The following is a 25,144-nucleotide window of genomic DNA, read 5'->3' on the forward strand; positions in this document are numbered from 1 at the left end:
GTTCTATGGCTGCTTGAGACAAAAACAATACCAATGTAATTAAATGAGAAACAATTATGTCAACCCTTGATATCAATAATGCCGTAACGCGGCAACGCGATTTTTTTAATAGCAATGAAACACATGCTTATGAATTTCGAATTACTCAGCTGAAAAAATTGCAAAAAGTTATTTTAGAAAACAAAGAGCGGTTTGTTGAAGCCTTGCATAAAGATTTGGGGCGACCAGAATTTGAGGCTTACTTTGAATTAGTCATTTTGTATGATGATTTAAAAGACGCTATTAAACATTTAAAAAAATGGATGAAACCACAACGGGTTAAAACCAACCTCTTAAGCCAGCCAGGAAAGAGCCGAATTGAATACTGCCCGTTAGGTAATGTCTTAATTTTAGTCCCCTACAATTACCCTGTGTTGTTAGCATTTCAGCCTTTAATTGGTGCAATTGCTGCAGGCAACACCGCCATTGTTAAACCATCATCCTTAACACCAGCAACTTCTGCTTTAATTGCAGAAGTTATTAAGGCAACTTATCCGGACAAATATGTCAGTTGCCTGCTGGGAAGCACGGAAGTCACTAATCAATTACTTGAAAATAAGTTTGACCATATTTTCTTTACCGGTAGCCCAAATGTTGGTCGTATTATTATGGCAGCGGCAGCAAAGCATTTGACACCTGTTACTTTGGAGTTAGGCGGCAAATCACCAACGATTGTGCATAACGATTGCAAACTAGATTTGACCGTCAAACGCATATTATCAGGCCGCTTTTTAAATGCCGGACAAACCTGTATAGCACCTGATCATGTCTATGTTCATCGTGATATTAAAGAAGCCTTTCTAGAAAAAGCCAAAGAAGTTATTGTAGACTGGTATGGCTCAGACCCTATCAAAAGCAAAGATTTTTCTCGCATAATTAATGAGCGTCACTTCAAACGAGTTAGCGAACTTATTCCTAAAGACAGGGTAGTGGTGGGCGGACAAACCGATGAGAATGAAAAGTTCATTGCTCCGACACTGTTAAGAGATATTACCCATGACGATGACATCATGCAGGAAGAGATTTTTGGTCCAGTTTTACCGGTATTAGAGTTTTCTGATATCGCTGATGTTTGTCAACAAATAGCCAAACTGCCGCAACATCCATTAGCTATGTATATCTTTACAGAAGACAAACAATTTGAGCAAACACTGGTGAAAAAAATACGTTGTGGCGGAGTTAATGTAAATAATACCTTGATGCATGCTGTTAATAGCCATTTACCTTTTGGTGGCGTTGGTGAAAGTGGTATGGGCTCCTATCATGGCAAGTTATCATTTGATTTATTTAGCCATAAAAAAAGTGTGATTAAATCGGCTACTTGGCTAGATATACCGCTCAGATATGCACCTTATGGCAATAAGGTTAAGTTATTAAAATCGCTTTTTCGTTAAGTTTTTTTATTAACGTTAAACTCTCTTTATTTAAATTTATTAATCAACTGAATGCACTAAAAGTGTTTCTATTATTAAGTGAACCTACCATGAAAAATTTAGTATTAGCTGACGAGCAGCAAGGCGTTTTAACCATAACGCTAAATAGACCGATGAAAAAAAATGCCATTAACGCTGCCATGTATAAATTACTGTGTGAGCAGTTAACCTATGCCAATGAAGCAGAGCATATACACTGTTTGCTGATTCAAGGCGATGACAGTTGCTTTACGGCCGGTAATGATTTTGCTGAGTCAGGTAACGAAGAGGAGCTTTCTGCCTTTGTCTTTATAGAGCAACTAGCCACCTTTACCAAACCTATTGTTGCAGCTGTTGCGGGGCCAGCCGTCGGTATTGGCACTACCTTATTGCTGCAATGCGATATGATTATTGCAGCAAATAACAGTAAATTTATTCTACCTTTTTCACACTTAGGTATTTGTTTGGAAGCCGGAGCAAGTTTACTGCTGCCATTAAAAGTGGGTCATAATAGAGCATTTGAGTTGGCTGTATTAGGGGAGCCCTTCACCGCAGAGCAAGCCAATCAATACGGTATAGTCAATCAGGTTTGTCAACCCAGTGAAGTGATTGCGAAGGCATTAAATGTTGCACAAACTATAGCCAAATTACCTGCAGACTCAGTACAAACTAGTCGAAAGCTGATGCGCCAATCAACAGACAAGTTGATGTTGGATGTTCTAAACAATGAAAAAGACGAAGTGACTCGTTTGTTGAAAAGTGAATATTGTCAGTCAATATTGAGTAAATTTTCTTAATCAATCAGGCGTGAAGAAAACTTGTTAATTGACGAAATGCCAAGCTTGATGAGTCGAGGCAATAAGCTTAGTGTCACAATAAACTAATAAAGCGGCTTATAGTTTTATTGTGAGCGCTGCTATTAGGGGGCGTAATTTACTCTAACGTCAGCTCTCACAGATGCTTTTAACGCAATGTACTAAGAACATTGAGTTTTATTGAGAGAAATGAACTATTTTGTTGTTACATTAGTATGGGATAGTGACCTTTTCATTAATTAAATACCTTATTTAATTAATGTTAAAGGATCGACAGTTAGCCCTATCGGTAATTCTTTTAGTGCGGTAATAAATAGATTGAATAGTTCTGGTTGGGAGTTAATGTCTAGTTTTCGGTATAAATTTTTTCTATGGTATTTAATTGTTTCTATAGCATTTTCCAGCTTGTCTGCAATAGATTTCACCGAATAGCCCTGTAAGGTGAGATGTAGCACCTCACATTCCTTTTTAGTCAATACTGAACTGCCAAATTGTTTTAATGCCTCATCAAGTTGCCAGCTAAGTTGATCTTTTTTTCGGCTGTTATTAGCTAGGTACCAGTTAGTTAATATTGCTTGAACTACAGAAAATACCGTTTCAAGTGTTAAGACTTCTTGCGCAGAAAAATGTACCTTCCCGCCTAGCCTCGCTAAGGAGATACTAAAAATTACATCGCATTCTGGTCTAATAATGAGACAAACTTCATCTTGTATATCGAGTTGTGAGTAAAATCGACGGTAATATTCTGACTCAGTAAAGCCACTTGGCGCGACTTGTTTCAAGGTAAATATTCCAGTCTCTTCTAAATCATAGGCAAGGCGATAAAAAGGGTCCAACAAATAAGCGCCACTTGAGTAACTACTTATCTGCAATTGCTTACTTTCACAAGCCAGTAATCTCTGATGAGTGATTTCAGGTTTTTCACCCGTAACATATTTCGTCACTAGGCCACTTGAGGCATCAACCAGATTCTCCAGCGCATATAACAACATAGTCAAACCGTTGGTTTGATCTGTATTATGCAAAGCTTTTGCAAGATCTTGATGCCATTTATTCCAATCTGTAGACGATTTTTTCATCAGTGTAGTGTTCCTTTAATTCACACTAAATACGATCCCAATTTAAGGGGATCTACAAATGCGTGACTTAGTGAAATACTGCCATAACTAATCCAGAAGAGGAATAATTAATGACCAGACCCACTGATTTTGCCATTACCAAAAAAGAACTATTAGGAACTGAAATTGAACCGACTTTTTCCGGTATATTAAGTTTTTTACGACGAAATTACAGTAAAGATTTAACGCATGCTGAAGTTGCTGTAACAGGTATTCCATATGACTTAGCACTGAGTAATCGTTCAGGTGCCCGTTTAGGCCCTCGAGCCATTAGAGCTGCATCGAGTAATTTGGCTTGGGGAACCGTAGCTCACTGGGGAATAGATCCATTTGAAACCTTACCTGTTGTTGATTATGGCGATTGTGGTATTGATACCAGTATGCCAGAACAGGTTCCACAGGATATTGAAGAGCACATTAGTCACATTCTTGACCAAGATTGCGCAACCTTATGTCTAGGCGGTGACCACTTTATCACCTATCCCATTTTAAAGGCGTATGCAAAAAAGTTTGGTGGAGAAATATCTCTCATTCATTTTGATGCGCATTATGATACATGGAATGACACCAAAGGTAAGATTGATCATGGCACCATGTTTTACCATGCGGCTAAGCAAGGTATTGTTTCACCGGAACGTTCGGTGCAAATTGGCATGCGAACAGCTATTGATGACACTATTGGCTTCAATGTTATTAATAATCACGCCGTACACAGTCAGCAACCAGAAGAGATCTCGGCACAAATAAAAAAAATTGTCGGTGATAATCCATGTTACTTAACCTTTGATATTGATTGCCTCGACCCTGTTTATGCTCCAGGTACTGGTACACCTGTTGTAGGAGGATTAACTACTTATCAGGCGCAACGCATTTTACGTGGCCTTGAGGGGATTAACTTGATAGGTATGGATTTGGTTGAAGTATCCCCAGCTTATGACCATGCTGAAATAACGTCACTCGCTGGAGCGTCTTTAGCACTTGATTTGTTATGCTTATATGCAACAGCAAGTCACCAAAAAACATAATAAATGCAGGCATTCTTTTATAACTATAACGATAATAATTAGGAGTTAACTGCATGACACAATTTAAAAAAATTGAAAACATGTTTGGCTACAAAGACATGATTTTCTACTGTATTTCAGCTATTTTATTAGTTGAGCAAATCGCTATGTCTGCCTCTGTAGGGCCTTACGCAGTATTTTGGTGGTTAGTTACAATCATTTTTTTTATGTTACCAAACACTTTAGTGACATCAGAGCTTGGCGCTACTTATCCAGAACAAGGGGGGATTTATGCCTGGGTTAGAGACGCATTTGGTGCGCGTTGGGGAGCTCGTATTACTTGGTTATACTGGGTAAATATAGCCTTATGGGTTCCTTCTGTCTTTATCATGTTCTCTGGTATGTTATCGGCTTTATTTTTTCCTGATATGAGTTTATGGACGCAGATCTCTATAGCCATTTTCCTGTGTTTCTTACTTGCGATTACAAACAGTGTGCCATTGCATTATACCAAGTGGTTACTACTTGTTGCGACCCCAATGAAGTTCTTGATCGTATTGACTATCGGGGGAGCTGGAATCAACTATGGCCTAACACATGGATTTGCCAATGACTTGAGTTTGTCAGCCGCTGTGGCTGATTTGTCGAGTGGTTTGGCTTATATTCCGGTAATTGTTTATGGTTGCTTAGGTCTTGAGCTTATCATGTCAGAAAGTAACAAAATAATATCTCCTGAGAAGAATATTCCTAAAGCTATGTTTATATCTGGGGCTATTACTGCGTTTCTTTATATTTTTGGTACCGTTGGTATATTGGCGGCCGTTCCTGCTGGAGAAGTTGAAATTGTAAGTATTTTTGCTGTCACGCTAAGAGAATTATTTGGGGGGAATGAGTCGGGCGACCTGCTAGTTTCTGTACTTGGTATCATGACATTATTTACTTTCTTTGCATCTATGATTGCTTGGACTTTGGGAGGAAATGCAGCAATGGCCGAAGCGGGTCAGGAAAAAGAAATGCCAAGTATATTTGGTATTTTAACGAAGAAACACGAGATGCCAATTGGCTCTGCGATCATTTTATCGTCAACTTGCGCAGCTATGTTAATTATTTATGGTTTAATGGCGAAAAATGCAGAAGAGCTGTATTGGACGTTGTTCTCGTTCGGCGCAATAATATTTTTAATGCCCTATATCGCAATGCACTGTTCTTTTTTAAAGCTACGTCAACGAGACGCCAATAAATTCCGCCCATTTAGCGTGCCAGGAGGAGAGCTATCTGCAAAACTATTTGCTGGTTTGTGTATCTTGATATTGATAGTTGCCATTTTACTCTTTTTCTGGGTACCAGGGGAGCCAATTGATTTAAGTTACATTGCACAAGTGAGTGTCGGGTTGTTCGTTACTTTATTGTTTGGTGAAATGTTGGCACGTAAAAACTGATAAAATTAGTGCTGCAGACTAGCTTTACTTTCAACGATAAAGTGGCAGATGACTAAATCCCGCTCTTAAGCCATCAAGGGTGGGATTTATTAGTTATAAGTGTTAATGAAGCTTCATTTCACGGTTACACGGTTTAGCTTACCACTGAGTTAGTTGGGTAAACTCGTTAAACTTTTACAATCCCTAAAGAACAAATATCGCTTATTGATGGAGATACAATGGGCGCCATAGTATGAGTTATGTTAGCAAATTTCTCACAGTCTACGATGGAATGTTAAAGAGTATGAAGCCGACATTCTGTTAGGATTGCTGGTAACTTATGAATGCTCATTTGGGAAGTCAGACAACTACTTTTGCTTTTTATTTTTTAGTAAATTGTAAAGCACCAGGTAAATCAAATAGGTATATCTTTCTATTTGATTTACCCAGGTAGGTTAGTACTTACCTTCTGGTAATGTGGTATTCCTGCTTTATACCTTTTAGCCTAGCGCAGAACTAACATCTGCTGATAGAACGCTTATTAATTGTTCAAACTCGGTAATAGGTACAGGGCGACTAAACAAATAACCTTGGTATTGACTGCAGCCATTTTTGAATAAAAATTGACGTTGTTCTTGGGTTTCTACACCTTCCGCAATAACATCATATTTTAGACTGTTAGATAAGTTAATAATTGTTTGTACTATTGCGGCATCATCGGGATCTGTTGTGATATCACGGACAAATGATTGATCTATTTTTAATTGCTTTAACGGCAAGCGTTTTAAGCACGAAAGAGAGGAATATCCCGTACCGAAATCATCCATCGAGAAGTCAATGCCGAGTTGATTTAATTGATGCATTTTTTCAATGATAATGTCGATATTTTCAAGCACTATACTTTCGGTTAATTCCAGCTTTAAACCACGCGGATTTATATTATGTAAGACAATTATCTCTTCGACAATTTCAACAAAGTTTTCTTGTTGAAATTGTAAGGCACTGACATTTACGGATATCTGCCAATTTTCTCGGCCAGGGATGTTTTCCCATTCTGTAAGTTGATGGCAAGCCGACTCTAATACCCAGCGTCCTATGGGTATGATAAGGCCGCTTTCTTCCGCTAAAGGAATAAAATCAATTGGTGAAACCATTCCTCGTATCGGATGAAACCAGCGCAATAATACTTCGGCACCTTGAATACCTTTAATTTCATCTATTTGAATTTGGTAGTAAAGCTCAAGTTCACCATTGTCAATCGCTTGGTGCAGCTCAGCAAGGATAGCTGCATTTTCTTCTAACGCGATCTGCATGGCTGGGTCAAAGAAGCGTATCGCATTTCTACCTGCTGCTTTTGCTTGGTACATTGCAACGTCAGCTTGCTTGAGGATTTCATCGGGGCTGGTTAAGTCTGGTTTGAATAAACTAATACCAATACTTGGCGTGCAGTGAAAATTCATTTCGTTCTTAGTCTTTACATTTTCTTTGATAGATAATTTGTAAGATTGGCAAATGGATAACCGTATTTTTTCTGCGACTTTTTCGGCAGCATGGCTAGCAGAAGTTTCATCATCGCCAAGATTAGAGATCAAGGCAACAAACTCATCGCCCCCTAATCGAGCGACTATATCTTCATCTCTAACAGTGTTTTGTATTCTGGCGGCAACAGCTATTAATAATTGATCACCCATATTATGCCCTTGCGTATCATTGAGGGTTTTAAAGTGATCAAGATCGATGAAAAAAAGTGCGTTGTATCGTTCGTCATTAGCACTAGTTGTAACCATAAGCTGCAATCTATTTTGCAACATTCTGCGATTTGGTAACTGTGTTAAAGAGTCATAAAAAGCAAGTCGTTGGATTTGCTCTTCATGATTTTTTCGTTCAGTGATATCTCTGCTAACGCTCATTAAGCCATAGCGAGTCCCATCTAGTCCATCAAAGGTTTTCTTAATCGTTTCATGTAATACTTTGCTACCGTCAGGGTAAACGACCCACTCATCTTGACTGTACACTTTGCCATTGGCGATAATTTTCCGCTCATCAAATTCTGTTGTGTCTGAAGGGCCAAAGTTACCCTTGAGGTCTTGAGCCTTTTTTCCTTTCAGTTCTTGCTCTGATAGACCAACATATTGTTCAAAAGCATGGTTACAGCCAAGGTAGCGTCCTTGCACATCTTTAAAAGAGATTAAGTCAGGCAATGAGCCAATCAATCCTCTCATCAAACTTTGCTCTCTGCTCAATAGTTTTTGGCTTTCAATCAGGTCATATTCTGATTTTCTGCGCTCGCGTTGGCGACTGAGTATCAAGCCCACTACCATAGTGCAAATTGGAAAAACGAAGATGATGGGTTTTATAACGGCGCTGATGACTTTGAATCGTAAATGTTCGGGCATGAGTAACATACAACCCAATACCGTGATTTGAATCAGCATGCCAAAAGAATAGAGCTTGAACCAATCAAGCTGCAGGTTTTTTCGCTTCAATACCGTCGCGAATATATAACCAAGAAAACCGGGGATAATGACGCAGAGTGAACCAACAAGAATTCCTGCACCTCCTATATGCAGCCTTAAGCTAACCATCATAGCGCCGGCAATTAGCGTGGGGACTAGGCCAAAAAACAAACCACAAAGGCTGATCAGTACCCATCGTGTGTCAAAGAACATTCCAGGAGCCAGTTCCCATGAAGTATTCATTACAGCAAGGCCGAGCAAACCAACTAATAAACCTGAGGTAAGGTCACGTACTTTTTTATTGTTAATGGACTCAAGTTTTAGAGCATCATAAATAACGCCTAAAGAAATTAGGAGCGCTGCATTGTAGAGTAGGGCAATAAAACTGTTAGTATCCATATCAGAGAACAAATGCCTTTTAAAGTAAGTAAGTATTTTATCAGCAAAGTGACAAGAACTGTATATGAGTTATGAGTCTAGCTGACCTTTCCATAGAGTATATTGTATTTTTAATTGCTAGATTCTATCTTGTTTACAACTGTTTATGACGATATTTATTTAGAACATATCTTCTTTATATATAACAAGAACTGAAAATACTTAACTCGTTAAACCATGATATATTTTTAAGACAGCATCTCTTTTCATTTTTCTTGTCGTTGTCGGTAAATCATTGTTACAGCCCAAGTGATAGAGCGAATTAATAGTTGATTTTAATGGTTTTTAAATAACGCTTAATGCAATGAGCTTGCTCAGAGTGAGTTGGACTGTTTGGTTATGCAATGTGAATTGAATCAACAGCCTTATAAATCAATAGTTAAATAAGTATAAATAACTAATGGGCGAATCACTCATTAGCTATTTCGTTTATTTTAAATATATCAGCAGCTCCTCACGATTGATCAAAAGAAGCGAGAAATAAGGTTGGTTAAATCTTGGCTGAATATTATCTGAATTGTTGTAATAAACTCTGCTGTTCACTAAGTTTCTCTAATAAATTCTGACTCAATGATACGGCCTCTAGACCATTCTCTTCACTTTTGGTTGCCATATCACTGATCGATACTATATTTTCACTCACTTGTGAAGTGACCACTGATTGTTCTTCTACTGCGGTTGCAATTTGTGCGCTGATATCTGCTAGTTCAGATACTTCGCTAGTTATTTTTTCTAACGACTCACCCGTTTCATTTGCCAGTTCAACACACGTTTGAGATAATGTATTTCCTTGCTCCATGGCTACTGTGGCTGAATCAGATTCGATTTGTAGTTGCCCTAATAGGGCACTAATTTCTTCAGTGGATTGTTGTGAGCGCATGGCTAATGCTCTCACTTCTTCTGCCACAACAGCAAACCCTCTACCTTGCTCACCTGCGCGCGCAGCTTCTATCGCTGCATTTAACGCAAGTAAATTTGTTTGATCTGCAATACTACTAATTTGGGTCAACACGGTTTCAATTGATTTAGTACCATTAATCAAACGGCTAATTGCACTATCTACATCGGCGAGCTGTTCAGATAATTCGTTAATTGCCTCAACTGTTTTAAATACCATTTTTTGACCTTCATTGCTGATATCTAATCCTTGCTGTGATGATTCTGAGGCGTGTGTCACTATCTTTGCTATATCTTGAACCGTTGCGGACATTTGATTAATTGCGGTAGCAACATGTTCAGTTTCCATCGCTTGTTGATTAAGTATATCAGCAACTTCATTACCGGTATTTGATGATTGTTGAGCTAATACGGTGATATTATCTGAATCATCACTAACACGACCGACGACAGCATTTAATTGTGAGTCTTGCATTTTTAATGCTAATTCAATACAACCAACATCATCATTATTACCTGAATATAAATAAGCCATTAAACTGTTATTGAAAATGTTTTTAGATGATTGCACTACTTTTTTATACTTCTTACGCCAAGTGGCAAAAATACCAGCACCAACAGCAGCCATAATGAAGTTAGGCAGCGACAGCCACAAGGGGTCGTCGGTGAGCGCGAGTGACAGCGCTGAAACGGCGACTAATAGAAATAAAATACTTTGTATCCACACGGTTATATCTGTGTGAATGGTTAGTTTCTTCAGTGAGTCTCCCGCACAAAGGCGAGGGTAAATATTATTAGCCCGCTCTTTTACTGTCTCATCCAGTAATGTTCTGACTGACTGATATTCAACGGTACTTCCAGTACTATCCTTGATTGGTGTGACAAAGGCGTTGACCCAATAATAATCACCGTTTTTACATTTATTTTTAACTGGTCCCATCCATGAGCTTCCATTTTGGATACTAGACCATAAATCTTCGAATGCTACTTTAGGCATATCTGGGTGCCTCACCATATTATGAGGATTCCCCTTTAATTCTTCTAACGAATAGCCGGCGATTTCACAAAAGCTGTTATTGGCGTATTTGATGTGGCTGTTTAAATCAGTTGTCGATAGTAAAACTTCGGAAGATGAAAAACTCTTTTCACAGTTCTTATTCATTTCTTTATAATTATCCATAATTTAGTCAATGTATGTGCAAAATTATAAAATGTTCTATCTTTTAATTAATTGATCTACTTCAGTATTTACCTTATTTCTTATGATTTTGGCGAAAGTGAAATTATCGAAAATTAGTGATGAAAATTGGGGTGGAAATAAGTTATAACTTAAGGCCTTAGCTTTCTATAATTAAAAACTAATCAAGGATGAATTGCTTGGTTTGCGTGGCCGACTGAACTATTTTCTGGAAGCCATATCAATTGAAATTAACTAAATGTTGATGGGGCAATATTTGATACCATAGACCATTCAACTTTATTTTTTTGAAAACACCAAAAGCTGATTGTTAGCGGGCATATTATGATCAGCTGTTAAGGTAAGTCCTGCTGAACTTGCTAATATCAGTATTGCTTCCATATCGCGGATACCGCTATCGATATCTCTATTTTTCAGCCATAGATCAAAATCAGCGTTACTTTCGCTGGTATACTTTCCTTGATACTTAAAAGGACCGTATATGCAAACTATGCCCTGAGGGGCTAGGTTGTTCGCAATGCCTTGAAAAAATTTAACCACTAAGGGCCAACTTATTATGTGCAATGTATTGGCAGTATATAATCCATCAACTTGCTGATAATTTTCAGGTTTCGGCCAAGCTTTATTCAAATCTATCACAATCGGTTTTTGCACATTCGATAAGAGGGTTTCATCTAACCATAAATTAATACCTTGATGATTTACTTGTAAATCACTGGTTTGCCATATTAAATGCGGTAGATTTTGTCCAAAGAAAACAGCATGTTGTCCCGTTCCAGAGCCAATCTCTAACACCTGTTTATTTTGTGAAAATACCTTTGATAGTATGTTTAAAATTGGTCGTTTATTATTTTCACATGCTTGGGAAAAGGGCTTATTCATCATATCTTTTTGTAGGGTAATAGCTGCTGACATTGTTCTTGGTACGTTAGCATATGCTGCCGCTCTTGTTGACAAAAGTTTTTAATTGCGGGTCTAAAAGCTGAATGATTTATCCAGTGGTAAGAGTGCGTTAATACGGGCTCGAAGCCTCGTTGAATCTTGTGTTCTCCTTGGGTGCCTGGGTTAAAGTTTTTCAGTTTATTTTGAATGCAAAATTCGATACCGCGATAATAACAAAGTTCGAAATGTAAATTATTATAATGCTTAGTGCTGCCCCAATATCTACCATATAGCTGAGAATCATCATAAAAAAATAGCGCACAAGCGATATCTTCTTGCTTATGGCTTGCAATGATTAATAAGATGTTATCTGCCATGTTATCGACTATCTTTTTGAAAAACTCATAACTCAAGTGTGGTTGATGCCCTCGTTTCAAATAAGTAAGTTGATAGGTTAAATAAAAGAATTCAATATCTTGCTGGCTGATTTCATCATGTTGTAACTGACGGATACTAATTTCTTGTTCAATGATCGACAATCTCTCTTTTCGAGTATTTTTTCTTTTACGAGAAGTGAATGTATTTAGGAAGTTATCGAATGATTTATAATCACGATTAAACCAATGAAATTGTACCGTATTACGCTGATAAACATCTTCAGGTAAAGCGGCCTTCATTTCCTTACAATACAAGATATGCCAGCTATTAATGTTTTCTTGTTGGCAATGCTTTATTAACGGTTCAATCAAGTCACTTATGTGTACTTGCGAAGAGAGTAATTTGTCACTGCTTACAGGAGTGAATGGAATAGTGGCAACCAGTTTGGGGTAATAATCTATGTTATGACGTTTAAAGGCATCAGCCCAATCCCAGTCAAAAACATACTCTCCCCAAGAGTGACTCTTCAAATACATCGGCATTACCGCCGTTATTTTACTGTCTGTATTCGCCACTAAATGATGGGCTTGCCAACCCTGTGTAGCGGTGGCAGACTGACTTTTTTCTAGGGCATTAAAAAAATCATAACGAAGAAAAGGACAGGATGAGGTGCTTAAAAACTGCCAATCACTAGCACTTATTTTATCGATGTTGTTAATGAAATTAATTGTTGAGTTGGCATTCAAAAGATAACTTCTCACTCGTTAATGGTTAATACTATGTTAAATCATAAATTAGTATGCTTGAAACAAAGGTAACTTCAAGATTAACGCTAACGAGAAGGTTATTAAAGGACTCCTAATAACTAACGCTTTATATTTTGATGTAAAAGCCAATATTTTTAACTGAAAACAGGCTAAATATTTGTGTTATTGGTCTAATTAGCAGGGAAGGCTAAGGTAAAGTTAGCACCACAAAGTTGTGTTCCATTTGCTGCGCTAATATTGCCTTGATGCCAATCCATCACTTTACTACAGATAGCTAAACCTAAACCAAAGTGACCTTGCTCTCGAGTTCTATTTGCATCAAGTTTTACGAAGGGATTAAAAATAACCTTTAACTTATCTTCACTAATGCCTTTGCCATCATCGGCTACAGTCACAGAAATGGCATTATTGTTACTTTCTAACAAGATGACTATATTGCTGTCAGCATAACCAATAGCATTACTAATTAAGTTGACGATAGCACGATAACACCAATGATAATCTAGTTCATAGTTAAGCGACTCATCTGGAAAAATGGTGCTGATCTTTATGCCTTTTTGGCTGGCAAGTACTTGGCAATCTTTGACTGCGGAGGTAATTAGTGCTGCAATATCAGTTTGTTGTTTTTTTAAGTTTAAAGCCTGTCGCTCCATGGAGGCGTAATCGAGAAATAGCGAGGTCATCTCTTCCATCAGCGTTAATTCATTATCCATACGGGTTAAATAGCTATTTTTTTTATCCATTGATTTGCTATCAAGCGCTGCTTCGATACCAAAGCGCAAACAAGACATTGGTGTGCGAATATCATGAGATAAACTGCGGGCAAGAATTTTATTGTCAGCTACTAATTTTTCTATTTTGCCTGCCATGGTATTAAAACTTTTTTCTAACATCTTAATATAGGAAAATCGACTGCTAGCTATCCGTGCATCAAGTTGTCCTGAGCCAATTTTAGCTGCGGCATTGTTTAGCAGGTATAAGCGCCTTGTTAAGGGGATTAACCATAAAATCAATATTACGCAAATGCTTACGTAAAGTATTAGCGTGAGAAAAAAGTTGAAATTATCATCATCAAGGGTTTCTATCGGTAGCTCAAACCGTAGGAGATAGTCAGGGTGATTGGCAATATTTTTAACTAAATATTGATTTTGACTCGAAGCTAACAGTAATCCTCCTGGCTGGTTTAATTTGGTAACCAGTGAGCTAGGCAGGGCAATATTTTTACTTGAAGCCAAGCTGGCTTTTAATTGATAGTGGTGTTGAAATAAGTTCACTTTGTCGCTTAATTTCGATGAACTAAGCGTGCTAAGTTCGCTCGATAAACCATCGAGCAGTTGACGATATACAATGGTGCCTTGTGTTTCAGTTATCTTATCTTCAGTAGAGTATTCTACGAGTTCATCTAATCCCCAGCCAATAAAAAATAGCGAACCTAAGACAGTAAAAATGATACTAATATAAAGGCTGCGCATAGTTACTCTTCAATATTGCATGCAGGCTTACCTTGCCATGCATCACTGACAAATAAATAGCCCTTTCCCCAAATGGTTTTAAACTTCTGTGGTTTTTGAGGATCATCGTTAAAGAGTTTACGTAACGTAGACAACATGACATCAAAGCGTCTATCTTGGCCATCATATTCACGCTTTTTAAGGGCTTTAAAAACAGAATCCCTATCAACAACATTACCCGCATGCTGGGCTAGATAAGTAAGAAAAGCAAATAGGCTTGTTGATAACTCAACCTCTTTTCCTTGATAAAGTACACGTTTTGCTTCTTGGTTGATGGTAAGTTCACCAAAAATTAAGGGAGCATTGAGATCCGTCTCCATTTTTTCATTATGACTTAATTGGCGGTTTATTCTGGCTAATAAAGCACGGGGACGAACTGGTTTTATCACATAATCATCAGCACCGGCTTCTAAACCTATTACTTCGTCAAATTCATCAGCGCGGGCGGTAAGCATAATAATGGGTACTTGTTTGCTTTGCTCATGCTGGCGTATAAGTCGACAGACTTCTATGCCATTGAGGCCAGGTAGCATAACGTCAAGTAATACGATGTCTGTGGTGTCTTTTTTAATCACATTGAGCACTAAATCTCCACGAGCAACATGAGTAACATTAAAGCCTTGTTCGGTTAAATATTCGCACACCCAGTCGGCAAGGCTAATATCATCTTCCACTAATAATACATTGTACATTTTGCTTATTCCTACTGTGTTAAATCAAGCGCTTCTTTAAAGGAGTTAAACTAAATAATTTTACTAAAATAGTCGCCAACGACGTTTACGCGCAGTATTTTTATGCTGCCAACTTACTTCAACTTGCGTTTCGGCGACAACTTTATTGTTAATCGTTTTACGTAGCTGATATTTGACACTTTTGTTTGACTCAAAGTTTATTTTTATCTGAACATTATTACTATTTTTCCAACAGCCTAATTGTTTCTCGTCACCCTCTTGATATAAACAAAAACTTTGTTTTGACGGTGATTGCCATTGTAACTCTACAGTGGCAAAACAACTACGACCTTGCCTTAATGTCACACATTGCTCGGGTAGGGCCGTGAAAACAACATCTTCAGCGACTGTTAGCTCACTTGCGCTAAGTTGCTTACTTATTAGCAAGCAGTAAAGCAGTGTTGGTAAAACAATGGCAATTCCTTTGCCAAGGTTAAAATACATACATCACTCCAAGCGTAACTTGGGTAACTTGGTTAGTATCAACCAAAGGACTGTCTTTGACATTCTTTGAAAAATAACTGTGGGTGATACCGGTATGAAAAGACCAGCTTTCTGATACTGGATATTGCGCATAAACTTCAGCTTGCGCTCTTAAGCCTGCTTCAGCCTGATATTCAGGCCTTGTTGCTAAGACTTCATCAGGACTAACACCAATATAATAATTAATTATATCTTGGCTAAAATAACTTAATCCAGCACCTAAATAGATATCCCAGTTTTTGTAAGGTAATAAATAGCTGTAAAAGCTATCAATGATGAGACCACCAACATGATTTTCGTTTTCATCTTCTCCTGAGCTGCCATAAGCAAAATCAAGGCGAAATAGGGCATCTTCAAAATATCGAGAATAACGGACAGCGGCACCTATCGTTACTTCACGCTCTTTCAATCCGCTCAGTAACTCCGGATCGCCGCCACCATAATCGATCAACGATTGAGAATCGTAACCTTGCATATAAGCTTTTAATATTAGATCAAGTTGCCAGTCATTCTCAATTAATAGTTGGTAACCTAGTTCGGTACCGCCGAGTAATACGTGGGAACGCCTTTGATTGGTTTGTAAGTAAAAACCTTTGTATGAAATATCAACCAATAAACCGGGTAAAAGATAATGTGATAGTTCTTCCTGTTCAATGCCCGCGATGATGGTAGGATCATAGATCAACGAGAGATCTAGTATGATCTGCCATTCAAACTCATCCTTAATAACAGGCTTATTAGCACTGTTATCTTGTTTGTCACTGGATTCTTGTCCATAGCTTAAAGAGCTAAATAGCAATAAACACATGACAAGTAACCAAGAAAAGCTTTGATTCTGGAGTTGTCGGAAAGTATTTTTTTTAAAGAACATAGCAAAGCACAAAGCGTATTTACAAAAAGTAATCATATGTTACCACGGTGTAAATGTTACTTGTGCTTAGCTGTTCATTTTTATTGTTTAAAAAGTGTAAGTAAAATTAACCCTGTTGCCATCAAACATATACTGTGAGTATGTATCGGGGGTAACAGCAGGCTTTAAGGTTGAGCTAGAAAGTCATCTTTAAACCAATATAAGGAAATACGCCAATATCTTCTTCGCCAGAGACATTGTATTCCGTCAGACTATCGTTATCACTTGGGTCGTAGTAGTAACCAGAGACATTTTTCTGTGCCATGGCATTGATAATAGCCCAAGTCCATTTTGCATCATATCCCCAGTATTTTGTTTTGTAATTCGCTTCTAAATCTAAACGATGATAGACAGGTAAGGTTTTTGAATTGAGCTCACCATAAACAGGTAAGAAGTGCTCATCATAATCAGGATTTTCACGCAAACCAACGATAGGTGTATATTTGGCACCACTACGTAGAGTGAAACGTAAACCGAAATCCCAACGTTCATCTAATTCATAATTAACTACAATGTTCGCGACTAAAGGGGTATCTAGGTAATAATCAGCAGTGATATTGGTTAAGTCATCAGTACGTTGACTTTGCGACCAACTCAGTGACGCCCAGCCAAACCAGCCGTTATGTCGTTCATGTCTCACTAACCACTCAACGCCTTGAGCGTCTCCTGAAGTATCATTGGTATAATGTAAGTCAGCATCTTCTACTGCAGTATTTTCATCAACAGAACGGGGTAAATTGGTTAGTTCTTTATGATAAATATCCAGTGACGTGAACCAAATTCCATTTAAATCATAATCAATCCCTAGCGAGTAATGTGTTGCTTGGGGAGACTTTATTTTTGGATTACCTAGTTTATTTAACGCGGTATCAATGTCTGGAAAGCGGCTATAAGTCCCCGCCTTAGCTTTAAACGTTAAATCATCAGTGGCAAACCAATCCAAGGCAAACCTAGGGTGAACAAAATCTTGGTTGGTATAATCGTTACGCTCTGCTCTTAGGCCAACAGTAAGTTGCCAAGCATCGTTTAACTGCCAAATGTCATGTACATAAACGGCGATATCTTCATTGGTGAGAGTGGCAACATCTTGTATTCGGTCGCCTTTTTTTTCATTACAATCGGCATCATTTTCAGTACAGTAATAGGGGATCATATCAAAACTGTAATCAACGTCTGATTTGCTGTAGTCAAAGCCAAAACCTAACTTATGACGATCAAGCCAAGTAATTTGTGATGAGAAACGTACATTATATGACTCTTCATCAACTTTAACGAATTGTCCCTTACCATAAATCTGGTCAACGGTATTGACTGTGTGGCCGGCAACTAACTGCATGATTTTCTCATCATCACCATAGTATTGCCATGACAGGCTTTGGCTATCAAATTTTGTTGTTATTTTAAAATCACCAATGCTATCAGGGTCAATGCGACCTTCTTCTGACTTTTCAGAAATATTAACGCCTCCAGTATCACTCGCACCTGAAGCACTTAAAGACAGTTTGTGAGCGTCACCAATAAGCCACTGATATTTACCTTGGTAATCTTCACTTATCGGCGCTTTAAATATTGTATAGCCTTCATCTTCTTCACCTTCCGGTAAAAATAAGTGAATTTGACTACGTCGATAAGATAGGTAAAAAGCTTGATCTTCAAAAGTCTCCCCTTCTACCATCAGGCCACTTTTTAGCATACTTAAATCAAGGGTAGTGGTGATGTCTTGCTGGCGAGGATCGCGTAATTGCACGTCAAAAACACCACCCGTGGCATTGCCGTACTCACTGCCAAATGCGGCAGGATGTAGGGTAAAGTCTTGAATAAGATTCTCATTAAAAATACTGTCACCAAATAAATGGAATATGTAACCTGCCGGCATATCATCTATATAAAAGGCATTATCTTCAGGAGACGATCCGCGCACTGCCGGTGAACCGGTATCTCCGCCAGCATATACAATGCCGGGTAAACTATAAACGGCGCTTAAAGGGTCATTGCCGATCCCAGCAACTCCCATTAGCTGTTCCGTTTGTTCCGTCATTTCACTATTGGCTTGATTACGTCTGGAGGTGACTTCAATAACTTCAATTTTTTGATCTGTTTCTTCTTTATCGAGAGTTTTAGCGTTGCTTGCATTTAGAGCTTTTTCGTCAGGCTCTGTTGATGCTGCCATTGAATTGACAGGCAGTGTCGCTAATAACAATAAGAGCGAGCTTGTTATACGCGTGGTGGATGTTGAGTTCATTTTGGCTTCTCTGTCTTTCGCTTGGTGTAAGGTGCATGTGTTATGCACTAATTTTGACCAATGCGAATGTGCAAATCAGTAATCTAAGTGTGGAAAAACTGTTAGAAAGTGTAATTAATACAGGTTTTAGTGGGCCGTCGTGAAGGCTGCAATAGATAACACTTAATTGCTAGACTGTGTTGTGAAGCAAAATGATCAAAAGTTACTCATGTTCTTTATAGTTTATTCGGGGAGTTAGGTTTTTGGAGGGAAACTATCGTTCCGTACAATGATCCAAAATGTTGATTTCTTTCTATACTTAAAAAAACCTTTATTTTGTATTGATTATTTTGATTAACAAAAATGTTACTTGGTCTTTGATCTCGTTGGCTATATTTTGTAGTGCTGCTTGGTTTTATTTAAATTTTGAATCGCACTGGCAGCAACCAAAATACCCACTAATGATTGCGGTTTCTAAAACCCCATTATCAACACCCTTCTATGTTGCTAAGGCTATAGGTGCATTCGATGAAACCTGTGTCAGTGTCAAATTTGATGAAGTTGTGGGTGGTCAAAGGGCGTTTGCCAAAGTCATGAGTGGTGAAGTTGACTTTGGCACGAGTTCAGATTCAGTTATCGCTTTTCAAAGTTTGGCAAACAAGGCATTTGTTACCCACGCAATGTTTGTTCAATCGGATAATGATGTCAAACTCATTACCAGAGCATCAGCAAAAATTAATTCAACCATGGACCTTAAAGGGAAGGAGATTGGGGTCACTCATGGTACCGCGAGTGAATACTTTTTAAGTACATTGTTAGCGCTGGAGGGCTTAACAACAGAAGATGTTGAGCTTTATCATTATAAGCCTGAGCAGCTAGTGAATGGCTTTATTAACAAGGATATAGATGCCTTTCTTCCTTGGGAGCCCTTTGGCTTTCAAAGTGCGCAATTACTTAATGGCCAAATTGAAATTCATAAAACTAAAGGCTTAAATACTTTGAGCTTTAATTTAATTTCGGTGACGGCTGATAATTTACTGGTTGAAAAAGCAAAATGCGTGATTCAGGGGTTGAGTATTGCCATGGATTATATTGCCTCTCACCCCAAGGAATCTAAACAAATAGTGATGGATGAGCTTAAGCTAACGGCTGAATTTATTGACTGGGTATGGTCTGACTACATATTCAAACTTGGCCTTAATCAATCGTTAATGTTAAGTGTTGAATCACAAGCAATTTGGGCTGTTGCGACTCAAATGACAAAATTTAAAGAAGTACCCAATATAGAACACTTTATTGACAGTAGAGCTATGTTACAAGTTATGCCTAATGCGGTAAACATCCCACAATAAAGGACGATTTACGATGAATATCAGCCTGTTGCAACGTATCTTTTTTTTCACCCTTGGTTGCTGTTTTTTGTTTATTTTGTTACTTGGCAGTGTTATCTGGTCATCACAGGCAATAGAACTTGCTTTTAGTCGAAATAATTATGCTCAACAGCTGACTAATCAAACAAACACGTTAAAACAGTTAGTTGCCAATGATAATATTTATGGTAACAATTACAGTATTAATGATTGGCAAACATTAGAAGTAAAACTGACAGCTTTGCTTAAGTCATCGCCTAAATTAACAGAACAACAACAAACCATTCAAAATAGCCTTCAAAATCAAAATGAAAGTTTAAAAAGCCTTTTCATTCTAATAAATAAAAACAAACTAAAAAATGCCAGTGAGATAATAAAAAAGCATTTGAAAGCAAAGTTGATGACACAACTCGAAGCTATTCGCTCTGATGCTTTACATTTGTCGGCTATTGCACAAAAAGACATTTACAACACGATAAAAAAGCAAGCTCTTTTAATTATTTCAGTCTCAGCTGTCAGCATTCTCGCTCTGTTATTTGGTTCTTTTACCTTGACTTCTATAGTGAGAAAATCATTGAATGAAGTGAAAAATGCTTTTGAAAAAAACCACTGTGGTGACTATCAAAATATACAGCTTTCTCACCACTCTCAAGAGTTTGATAGTATCGCTGATGCCTTTAATACCATGAATAAAAAGCTTAGTGAATCTACTATCTCTCTTACGGAAATGAAAAAAATAGTGGATGAAAGAACACATGTATTAGAACAATTATCAAAAACAGACCCTTTGACTAAAGTGGCTAATCGTCGAGCCCTGTTTGAACGCGCCAATATGGAGTTTTCTCGGGCGATGAGAAGCAAAAACAAATTAACGTTATTACTATTAGACTGTGACTTTTTTAAGAATGTAAATGATGAATTTGGCCATTTATTTGGTGATGAGTTATTAATTCATATTTGTAATATTTGCGGTCAAGAAATACGAGATATTGATTTTTTAGCAAGATACGGTGGTGAGGAGTTTATTATTGTATTGCCAAATTGTGATATAGCAGGCGGGATTGAAACCGCCAATCGTATCCAAAATTCGCTTGCTAGGCATTGTGTAGCAATAGAAGGTAAAAAAGTTTGTGTAACTTTAAGTATTGGTATTTCTATGCTCAGCGAACGGCATCAAAATTTAGACCAATTAATTAATGATGCTGACAGAGCTATGTATCTTGCTAAGGAAAATGGTCGTAATCGGATCGAAGTTCTCCCTGCACTAAATCTGCACTAATTATAAAAGGGTTACATCGTTGTTACATATCTTGAAACAAGTTACTTATTGCTCAACGCAAATGCTGTTATAGACTGTTAGCTTATTAATTGCGTTGTAAAAGCATTTAAAGATGCCATTTTTGCAATGCAGTAAACTCAACCAAACGATTTAAATAACCTTATCGCTTTAATAACTGACAGGGAATAATCAATGAAAATGAAGAACTTTCAAAAGAAAATCACCACTAAATTAGCGGTCTTAACGGCATTAAGCATAGTTGCTATTAGTGCACCTCTTGTAGCAGGGACTCTTGATTTATCTGGTAGAAGTGATAATGACACTCAGCAAGATAGTGGCAGAAAACCTGCACAGGTACTCGATTTTGTTGGTGTTAAAAAAGGAGATAAGGTACTCGATTTATTAGCCGGAGGGGGCTATTACACGGAACTTTTATCCCGAGTGGTGGGTGAAAAAGGCGCCGTTACTTTACAAATTCCTAAGGCATACCTTAAGTATGCAGAAAAATCGATAAAAGTTAGGCTTGCTAATGATAGATTAAAAAATGTTACCTATTTACTTAGTGAGGCTGATGATTTGAAGCTAGGTAAAAATACTTATGATAGTGCTTTCTTAGTCCTAGGTTTTCATGACATGTTCTTCCAAGAAGAAAGCTGGAATTTTACTGCTGATGAGGTAATGCCTCAGGTACTTAATTCACTAAAGTCTGGAGGTAAATTATTAGTCATCGACCATGAAGCCGCAGAAAATAGTGGTATTCGTGATGTTAAGTCATTACATAGAATTGATAGTGTATTTGTTAAAGAAGATTTGGAAAAGCGTGGTTTTAAGTTGATTAAAACGTCTAGAATTTTAGAAAACAAGAAGGATGAACACTCCAAATTAGTTTTTGTACCTGAATTACGCCGCAAAACAGACCGTTTTGTAATGTTGTTCGAGAAAATTTAACTTTACTTAAAAGTAACAGTACATGTCGATCTTGTGGAATACTATTTGTTAGTAATATTAGTATTCCTTATTTTCTAATCAAGCTTTATTCTTCCTTGATCACATATCAGTTTAGTCTCGATCTATTGCTGAGCTCGGCTATTGCGTCGGTCTAAATAAACTATGCCATCACGCTTCAATGATAACTTTACAAAAACTGTACATAAGACTGCACATACGTCTTCACAGTGATTTCATCCTAAGATCAGAAAAGATGATCTTAATCATATTGGTTGTTTTATAGCCCTTTAAAGTACGGAGATAAACTTTATAGGAGAGATTAAACATGTCGTATGAAATGAACTTTGGCAAAGCTTACAATGAACAGTTACCTACATTAGGCGAAACCATGAGTGAAGTTATTCGCTTTTTTGGTGGACAACACATTTATGGTGTCGGTGGTGATTTTGCGGCTAATTTAATTGCTGCTCTTGGCAGAAATGAGCAAGACAACGGCATTCAAATAAATCCTTCAAGTAATGAAATGCATGCAGGGTTTTCAGCTTGTGCTCAGGCAGAAATTGACGGTATGGGTTTTTGCTTAACGACCTATATGGTGGGTAGTTTACCCTGTACCAGTGCCGCAGCGTTAGCGGTAACTGAGGGGTTGCCTGTCGTTTTCATTTCTGGTGCCCCTGCAGAAAGTGAAGTGAACCAAGTCGCTATTCATCATACCATTCATCCAAATGCCTCATGGAAAGCGGAATATGATAATGCGTTGGAAGCTTTTTCAGCCTTGGGTATGCGCGTTGAGCGTTTGCAAGGGCAACGGGTCGAAGGGCATCCTAATATTGCCGGGCAACGCTTTTATCAAATTGTTAGTGAAGCCTATAAGAATAAGCAGCCGGTGTTTATTGAAGTGCCACGCGACCAGGTCTTTGCTAAAACTCAGCCTATCAAGTTACCTAGTGCTTTGGATAATATTTGCTGTGGCAGTAATATTTTAGCGGGAACTGAGCTAATTGTTGATAATATTTTAGATAAATTGTCCCACGCGAAAGCACCTATGCTCTATTTAGGGGATCGCTTAAAGCATAATGAAAAACTTAAATGTTTGATCATTAGTTTTGCGAATAAATTTAATATTCCCTATGCAACAACTTGGTTTGCTAAAGGTCTTTTTGATGAATATGCGCCACTTTGTTTAGGTGCTTATAATGGTATTTTTACCCAAACCACTGGCCGTGAATATATTGAAAAAGAAGTTGATTATGTTATTGATATTGCTACCAGCATATTCCCGCAAGACAGCAATATCGCCTTTGGTACCGGCACGCATAAAATAGAGCGCTTTGACAACAAAACACTACTAAAAGGCGGTTCATTGTTAGAGAAAGACCTGATAGCTATTTTTGAAAGCTTATTAGAACAGGAAATAAGCCCCTTTCATTTTTCAGGCCAACCAGAGCGCAGTATCACTGCCAATGCTCAGTATATCGAGAGTAATGACTTGGCCAAAGGTGAAGATGATATTGATTTTAATAATTTGGCACAAACACTCAATGATCTTCAGGCACAAGATGCAAATACCTACGTGTATTTACCGGAAGTGGGTAACTCATACTTTGCCAGTTACAGCTTGAAAGTTCGTCAATCAGTACTTGGTCGTTCATGGCTAACCAACCCATGGTATGGCGCAATGGGCACTGCATTACCCTATGCCAGAGTCGTTGCTCAACGGATAAAGTCACAGCAAATAGCTGAACGTGCCGTCGTGATTATTGGTGATGGTGGTTTTCATTTTCAATTAAATGAAATGATCCATTTTTTAAAGGATAAATCAGATGTTACTATCGTGTATATGCGTAACAATGTTTTTCACTTAGGTAAAAGTGGTGATGGCGCTATTTATCACTGCAATGACAGTGAATTTGATGTGCACAGTTTAGTGAAAGCCTATCAAGGTAAAAGCAAAACATGTACTAGTGTCAGTGAGTTTAAAAAATACTTTAAAGCATGCGGTCAGCAAACTGGGATATCTCTAATTGAAGTGCCTGCAAAGCCCATTGAAGCAAGACAAAGTAACGAACTGAAGTTATTAAACTTGTATATCAAATCTAAAAATGGTCAAGCTGACGCCGTGAAAGCTTGGCAAGTATTAACGCAATAACTGAAGTGTTCTTGGACATTAATACTTAGCTATTTTTAATGTCATTGAAAATATGGGATATTATATAATCTAAACTTATTGTCACCACTAAGCGCACTGAAAATAAGTTTCTTGAGGGGAGTGCTTAGAGAGAAGCTTTGCTCATATTGAGTGGGGCTCTCTGCCAGGAGGAAATAATGATGAGAAAGGTGTTGGTTTTTGGTAATTCAGCTAGCGGCAAATCTACTTTAGCTAAGCACTTGGCTATGTCAGAACAGTTAGCGCACTTAGATCTCGACCTGCTGGCATGGCAAGCGACTAACCCGCCAACAAGAGCCCCAATAGCTGAGAGTGCTAAAACTATCGAAAGCTTTATGCTAAAGCATGACTCCTGGGTTATTGAAGGTTGTTATAGTGATTTATTAAAGGTTGCCGAGCAGAAATCAACAGAGATTATCTATATGAATTTACCTGTTGAAAATTGTATTATTAATGCTAAAAATAGGCCTTGGGAATCGCATAAATACACATCTAAAATGGAACAAGATGCTAATTTAGTTATGCTATTACAATGGATATCTCAATACGAGATAAGAGATGATAACTTTTCTAAAATAGCTCACCTTGAGTTCTATCACCGCTATACAGGCGAAAAGAAAATGCTTACTACTAATGCTTGATGTTAAGCAGTAATGTTAAGAATAGACGTTAATGTGAAAATAAATATTGATGAGTAGCTGA

19 protein-coding genes are annotated in these 25,144 nt (G+C 37.8%); 9 read left to right on the forward strand and 10 right to left on the reverse strand.

Translation table 11 applies throughout. The features are described 5' to 3' along the window. Nucleotides 1-56: 56 nt before the first annotated feature. The gene (locus ND2E_RS06280; protein ID WP_033094788.1) at nucleotides 57-1,433 is read left to right on the forward strand and encodes an aldehyde dehydrogenase; all 1,377 of its coding nucleotides are present in this window, start codon (nucleotides 57-59) and stop codon (nucleotides 1,431-1,433) included. An 89-nt stretch (nucleotides 1,434-1,522) separates the two neighbouring features. Continuing rightward, a complete protein-coding gene (locus ND2E_RS06275) occupies nucleotides 1,523-2,248 on the forward strand; it encodes an enoyl-CoA hydratase-related protein (protein ID WP_033094789.1) in 726 nt (241 codons plus the stop codon). A gap of 266 nt (nucleotides 2,249-2,514) precedes the next feature. On the opposite strand, the gene ND2E_RS0121700 is transcribed toward ND2E_RS06275, so the two are convergent. Continuing rightward, the gene (locus tag ND2E_RS0121700) at nucleotides 2,515-3,345 is read right to left on the reverse strand and encodes a helix-turn-helix transcriptional regulator (protein WP_052056757.1); all 831 of its coding nucleotides are present in this window, start codon (nucleotides 3,343-3,345) and stop codon (nucleotides 2,515-2,517) included. A gap of 110 nt (nucleotides 3,346-3,455) precedes the next feature. Here ND2E_RS0121700 and speB point away from each other — a divergent pair, with 110 nt between their 5' ends. Beyond that, nucleotides 3,456-4,409 (forward strand): agmatinase, encoded by a 954-nt coding sequence (gene speB / locus ND2E_RS06270; RefSeq protein WP_033094790.1) that lies wholly within the window; start codon nucleotides 3,456-3,458, stop codon nucleotides 4,407-4,409. A 53-nt stretch (nucleotides 4,410-4,462) separates the two neighbouring features. Continuing rightward, nucleotides 4,463-5,827: an APC family permease gene (locus ND2E_RS06265; protein ID WP_052056759.1), complete on the forward strand. Its 1,365-nt coding sequence runs from the start codon at nucleotides 4,463-4,465 to the stop codon at nucleotides 5,825-5,827. A gap of 479 nt (nucleotides 5,828-6,306) precedes the next feature. Here ND2E_RS06265 and ND2E_RS06260 read toward each other — a convergent pair whose 3' ends face one another. The 9 genes from ND2E_RS06260 to ND2E_RS06220 all read right to left on the reverse strand — a co-directional run bounded on the left by ND2E_RS06260 (nucleotide 6,307) and on the right by ND2E_RS06220 (nucleotide 18,699). Beyond that, a complete protein-coding gene (locus tag ND2E_RS06260; RefSeq protein WP_052056761.1) occupies nucleotides 6,307-8,661 on the reverse strand; it encodes an EAL domain-containing protein in 2,355 nt (784 codons plus the stop codon). Between the two features lie 547 nt (nucleotides 8,662-9,208). Beyond that, nucleotides 9,209-10,777, reverse strand: coding sequence for a methyl-accepting chemotaxis protein (locus ND2E_RS06255; protein ID WP_223303650.1), 1,569 nt, complete (start codon nucleotides 10,775-10,777; stop codon nucleotides 9,209-9,211). Between the two features lie 297 nt (nucleotides 10,778-11,074). Beyond that, nucleotides 11,075-11,677 carry a DUF938 domain-containing protein gene (locus ND2E_RS06250; RefSeq protein WP_033094867.1) on the reverse strand — a complete coding sequence of 201 codons (603 nt, stop codon included), beginning with the start codon at nucleotides 11,675-11,677 and terminating at the stop codon, nucleotides 11,075-11,077. Next, nucleotides 11,677-12,801 carry a GNAT family N-acetyltransferase gene (locus tag ND2E_RS06245; protein ID WP_033094791.1) on the reverse strand — a complete coding sequence of 375 codons (1,125 nt, stop codon included), beginning with the start codon at nucleotides 12,799-12,801 and terminating at the stop codon, nucleotides 11,677-11,679. Before ND2E_RS06245 ends, ND2E_RS06250 begins: the two co-directional genes overlap by 1 nt. A gap of 191 nt (nucleotides 12,802-12,992) precedes the next feature. After that, entirely contained in the window at nucleotides 12,993-14,294 is a 1,302-nt protein-coding gene (locus tag ND2E_RS06240; RefSeq protein ID WP_033094792.1) for a HAMP domain-containing sensor histidine kinase, read from the reverse strand. A gap of 2 nt (nucleotides 14,295-14,296) precedes the next feature. Further along, nucleotides 14,297-15,034 carry a response regulator gene (locus ND2E_RS06235; protein WP_033094793.1) on the reverse strand — a complete coding sequence of 246 codons (738 nt, stop codon included), beginning with the start codon at nucleotides 15,032-15,034 and terminating at the stop codon, nucleotides 14,297-14,299. A 54-nt stretch (nucleotides 15,035-15,088) separates the two neighbouring features. Further along, nucleotides 15,089-15,508, reverse strand: a complete 420-nt coding sequence (locus ND2E_RS06230) for a DUF3019 domain-containing protein (RefSeq protein WP_033094794.1) — start codon at nucleotides 15,506-15,508, stop codon at nucleotides 15,089-15,091. Continuing rightward, nucleotides 15,498-16,355, reverse strand: a complete 858-nt coding sequence (locus ND2E_RS06225; protein WP_223303651.1) for a MipA/OmpV family protein — start codon at nucleotides 16,353-16,355, stop codon at nucleotides 15,498-15,500. The genes ND2E_RS06230 and ND2E_RS06225 overlap by 11 nt, the downstream gene beginning before the upstream one ends. Before the next feature lie 238 nt (nucleotides 16,356-16,593). Continuing rightward, the gene (locus ND2E_RS06220; protein ID WP_033094796.1) at nucleotides 16,594-18,699 is read right to left on the reverse strand and encodes a TonB-dependent receptor; all 2,106 of its coding nucleotides are present in this window, start codon (nucleotides 18,697-18,699) and stop codon (nucleotides 16,594-16,596) included. A gap of 329 nt (nucleotides 18,700-19,028) precedes the next feature. On the opposite strand from ND2E_RS06220, the gene ND2E_RS06215 reads away from it, so the two are divergent. The 5 genes from ND2E_RS06215 (at nucleotide 19,029) to ND2E_RS06195 (ending at nucleotide 25,083) form a co-directional block, all read left to right on the forward strand. Then, on the forward strand, nucleotides 19,029-20,030 hold the full coding sequence (locus ND2E_RS06215; RefSeq protein ID WP_223303652.1) for an ABC transporter substrate-binding protein: 1,002 nt from the start codon (nucleotides 19,029-19,031) through the stop codon (nucleotides 20,028-20,030). Between the two features lie 13 nt (nucleotides 20,031-20,043). Continuing rightward, a complete protein-coding gene (locus ND2E_RS06210; RefSeq protein WP_033094798.1) occupies nucleotides 20,044-21,327 on the forward strand; it encodes a sensor domain-containing diguanylate cyclase in 1,284 nt (427 codons plus the stop codon). 192 nt (nucleotides 21,328-21,519) lie between these two features. Beyond that, nucleotides 21,520-22,275, forward strand: a complete 756-nt coding sequence (locus ND2E_RS06205; RefSeq protein WP_223303653.1) for a class I SAM-dependent methyltransferase — start codon at nucleotides 21,520-21,522, stop codon at nucleotides 22,273-22,275. Nucleotides 22,276-22,600: 325 nt separating this feature from the next. Then, nucleotides 22,601-24,424, forward strand: a complete 1,824-nt coding sequence (locus ND2E_RS06200) for a thiamine pyrophosphate-dependent enzyme (RefSeq protein WP_223303654.1) — start codon at nucleotides 22,601-22,603, stop codon at nucleotides 24,422-24,424. A 179-nt stretch (nucleotides 24,425-24,603) separates the two neighbouring features. Further along, nucleotides 24,604-25,083, forward strand: a complete 480-nt coding sequence (locus ND2E_RS06195) for a P-loop NTPase family protein (protein WP_033094870.1) — start codon at nucleotides 24,604-24,606, stop codon at nucleotides 25,081-25,083. Nucleotides 25,084-25,144: the final 61 nt, after the last annotated feature.

The sequence above is a fragment of the Colwellia psychrerythraea genome, assembly GCF_000764225.1.
In the GTDB taxonomy this organism is placed as follows: Bacteria; Pseudomonadota; Gammaproteobacteria; order Enterobacterales; family Alteromonadaceae; genus Colwellia; species Colwellia psychrerythraea_D.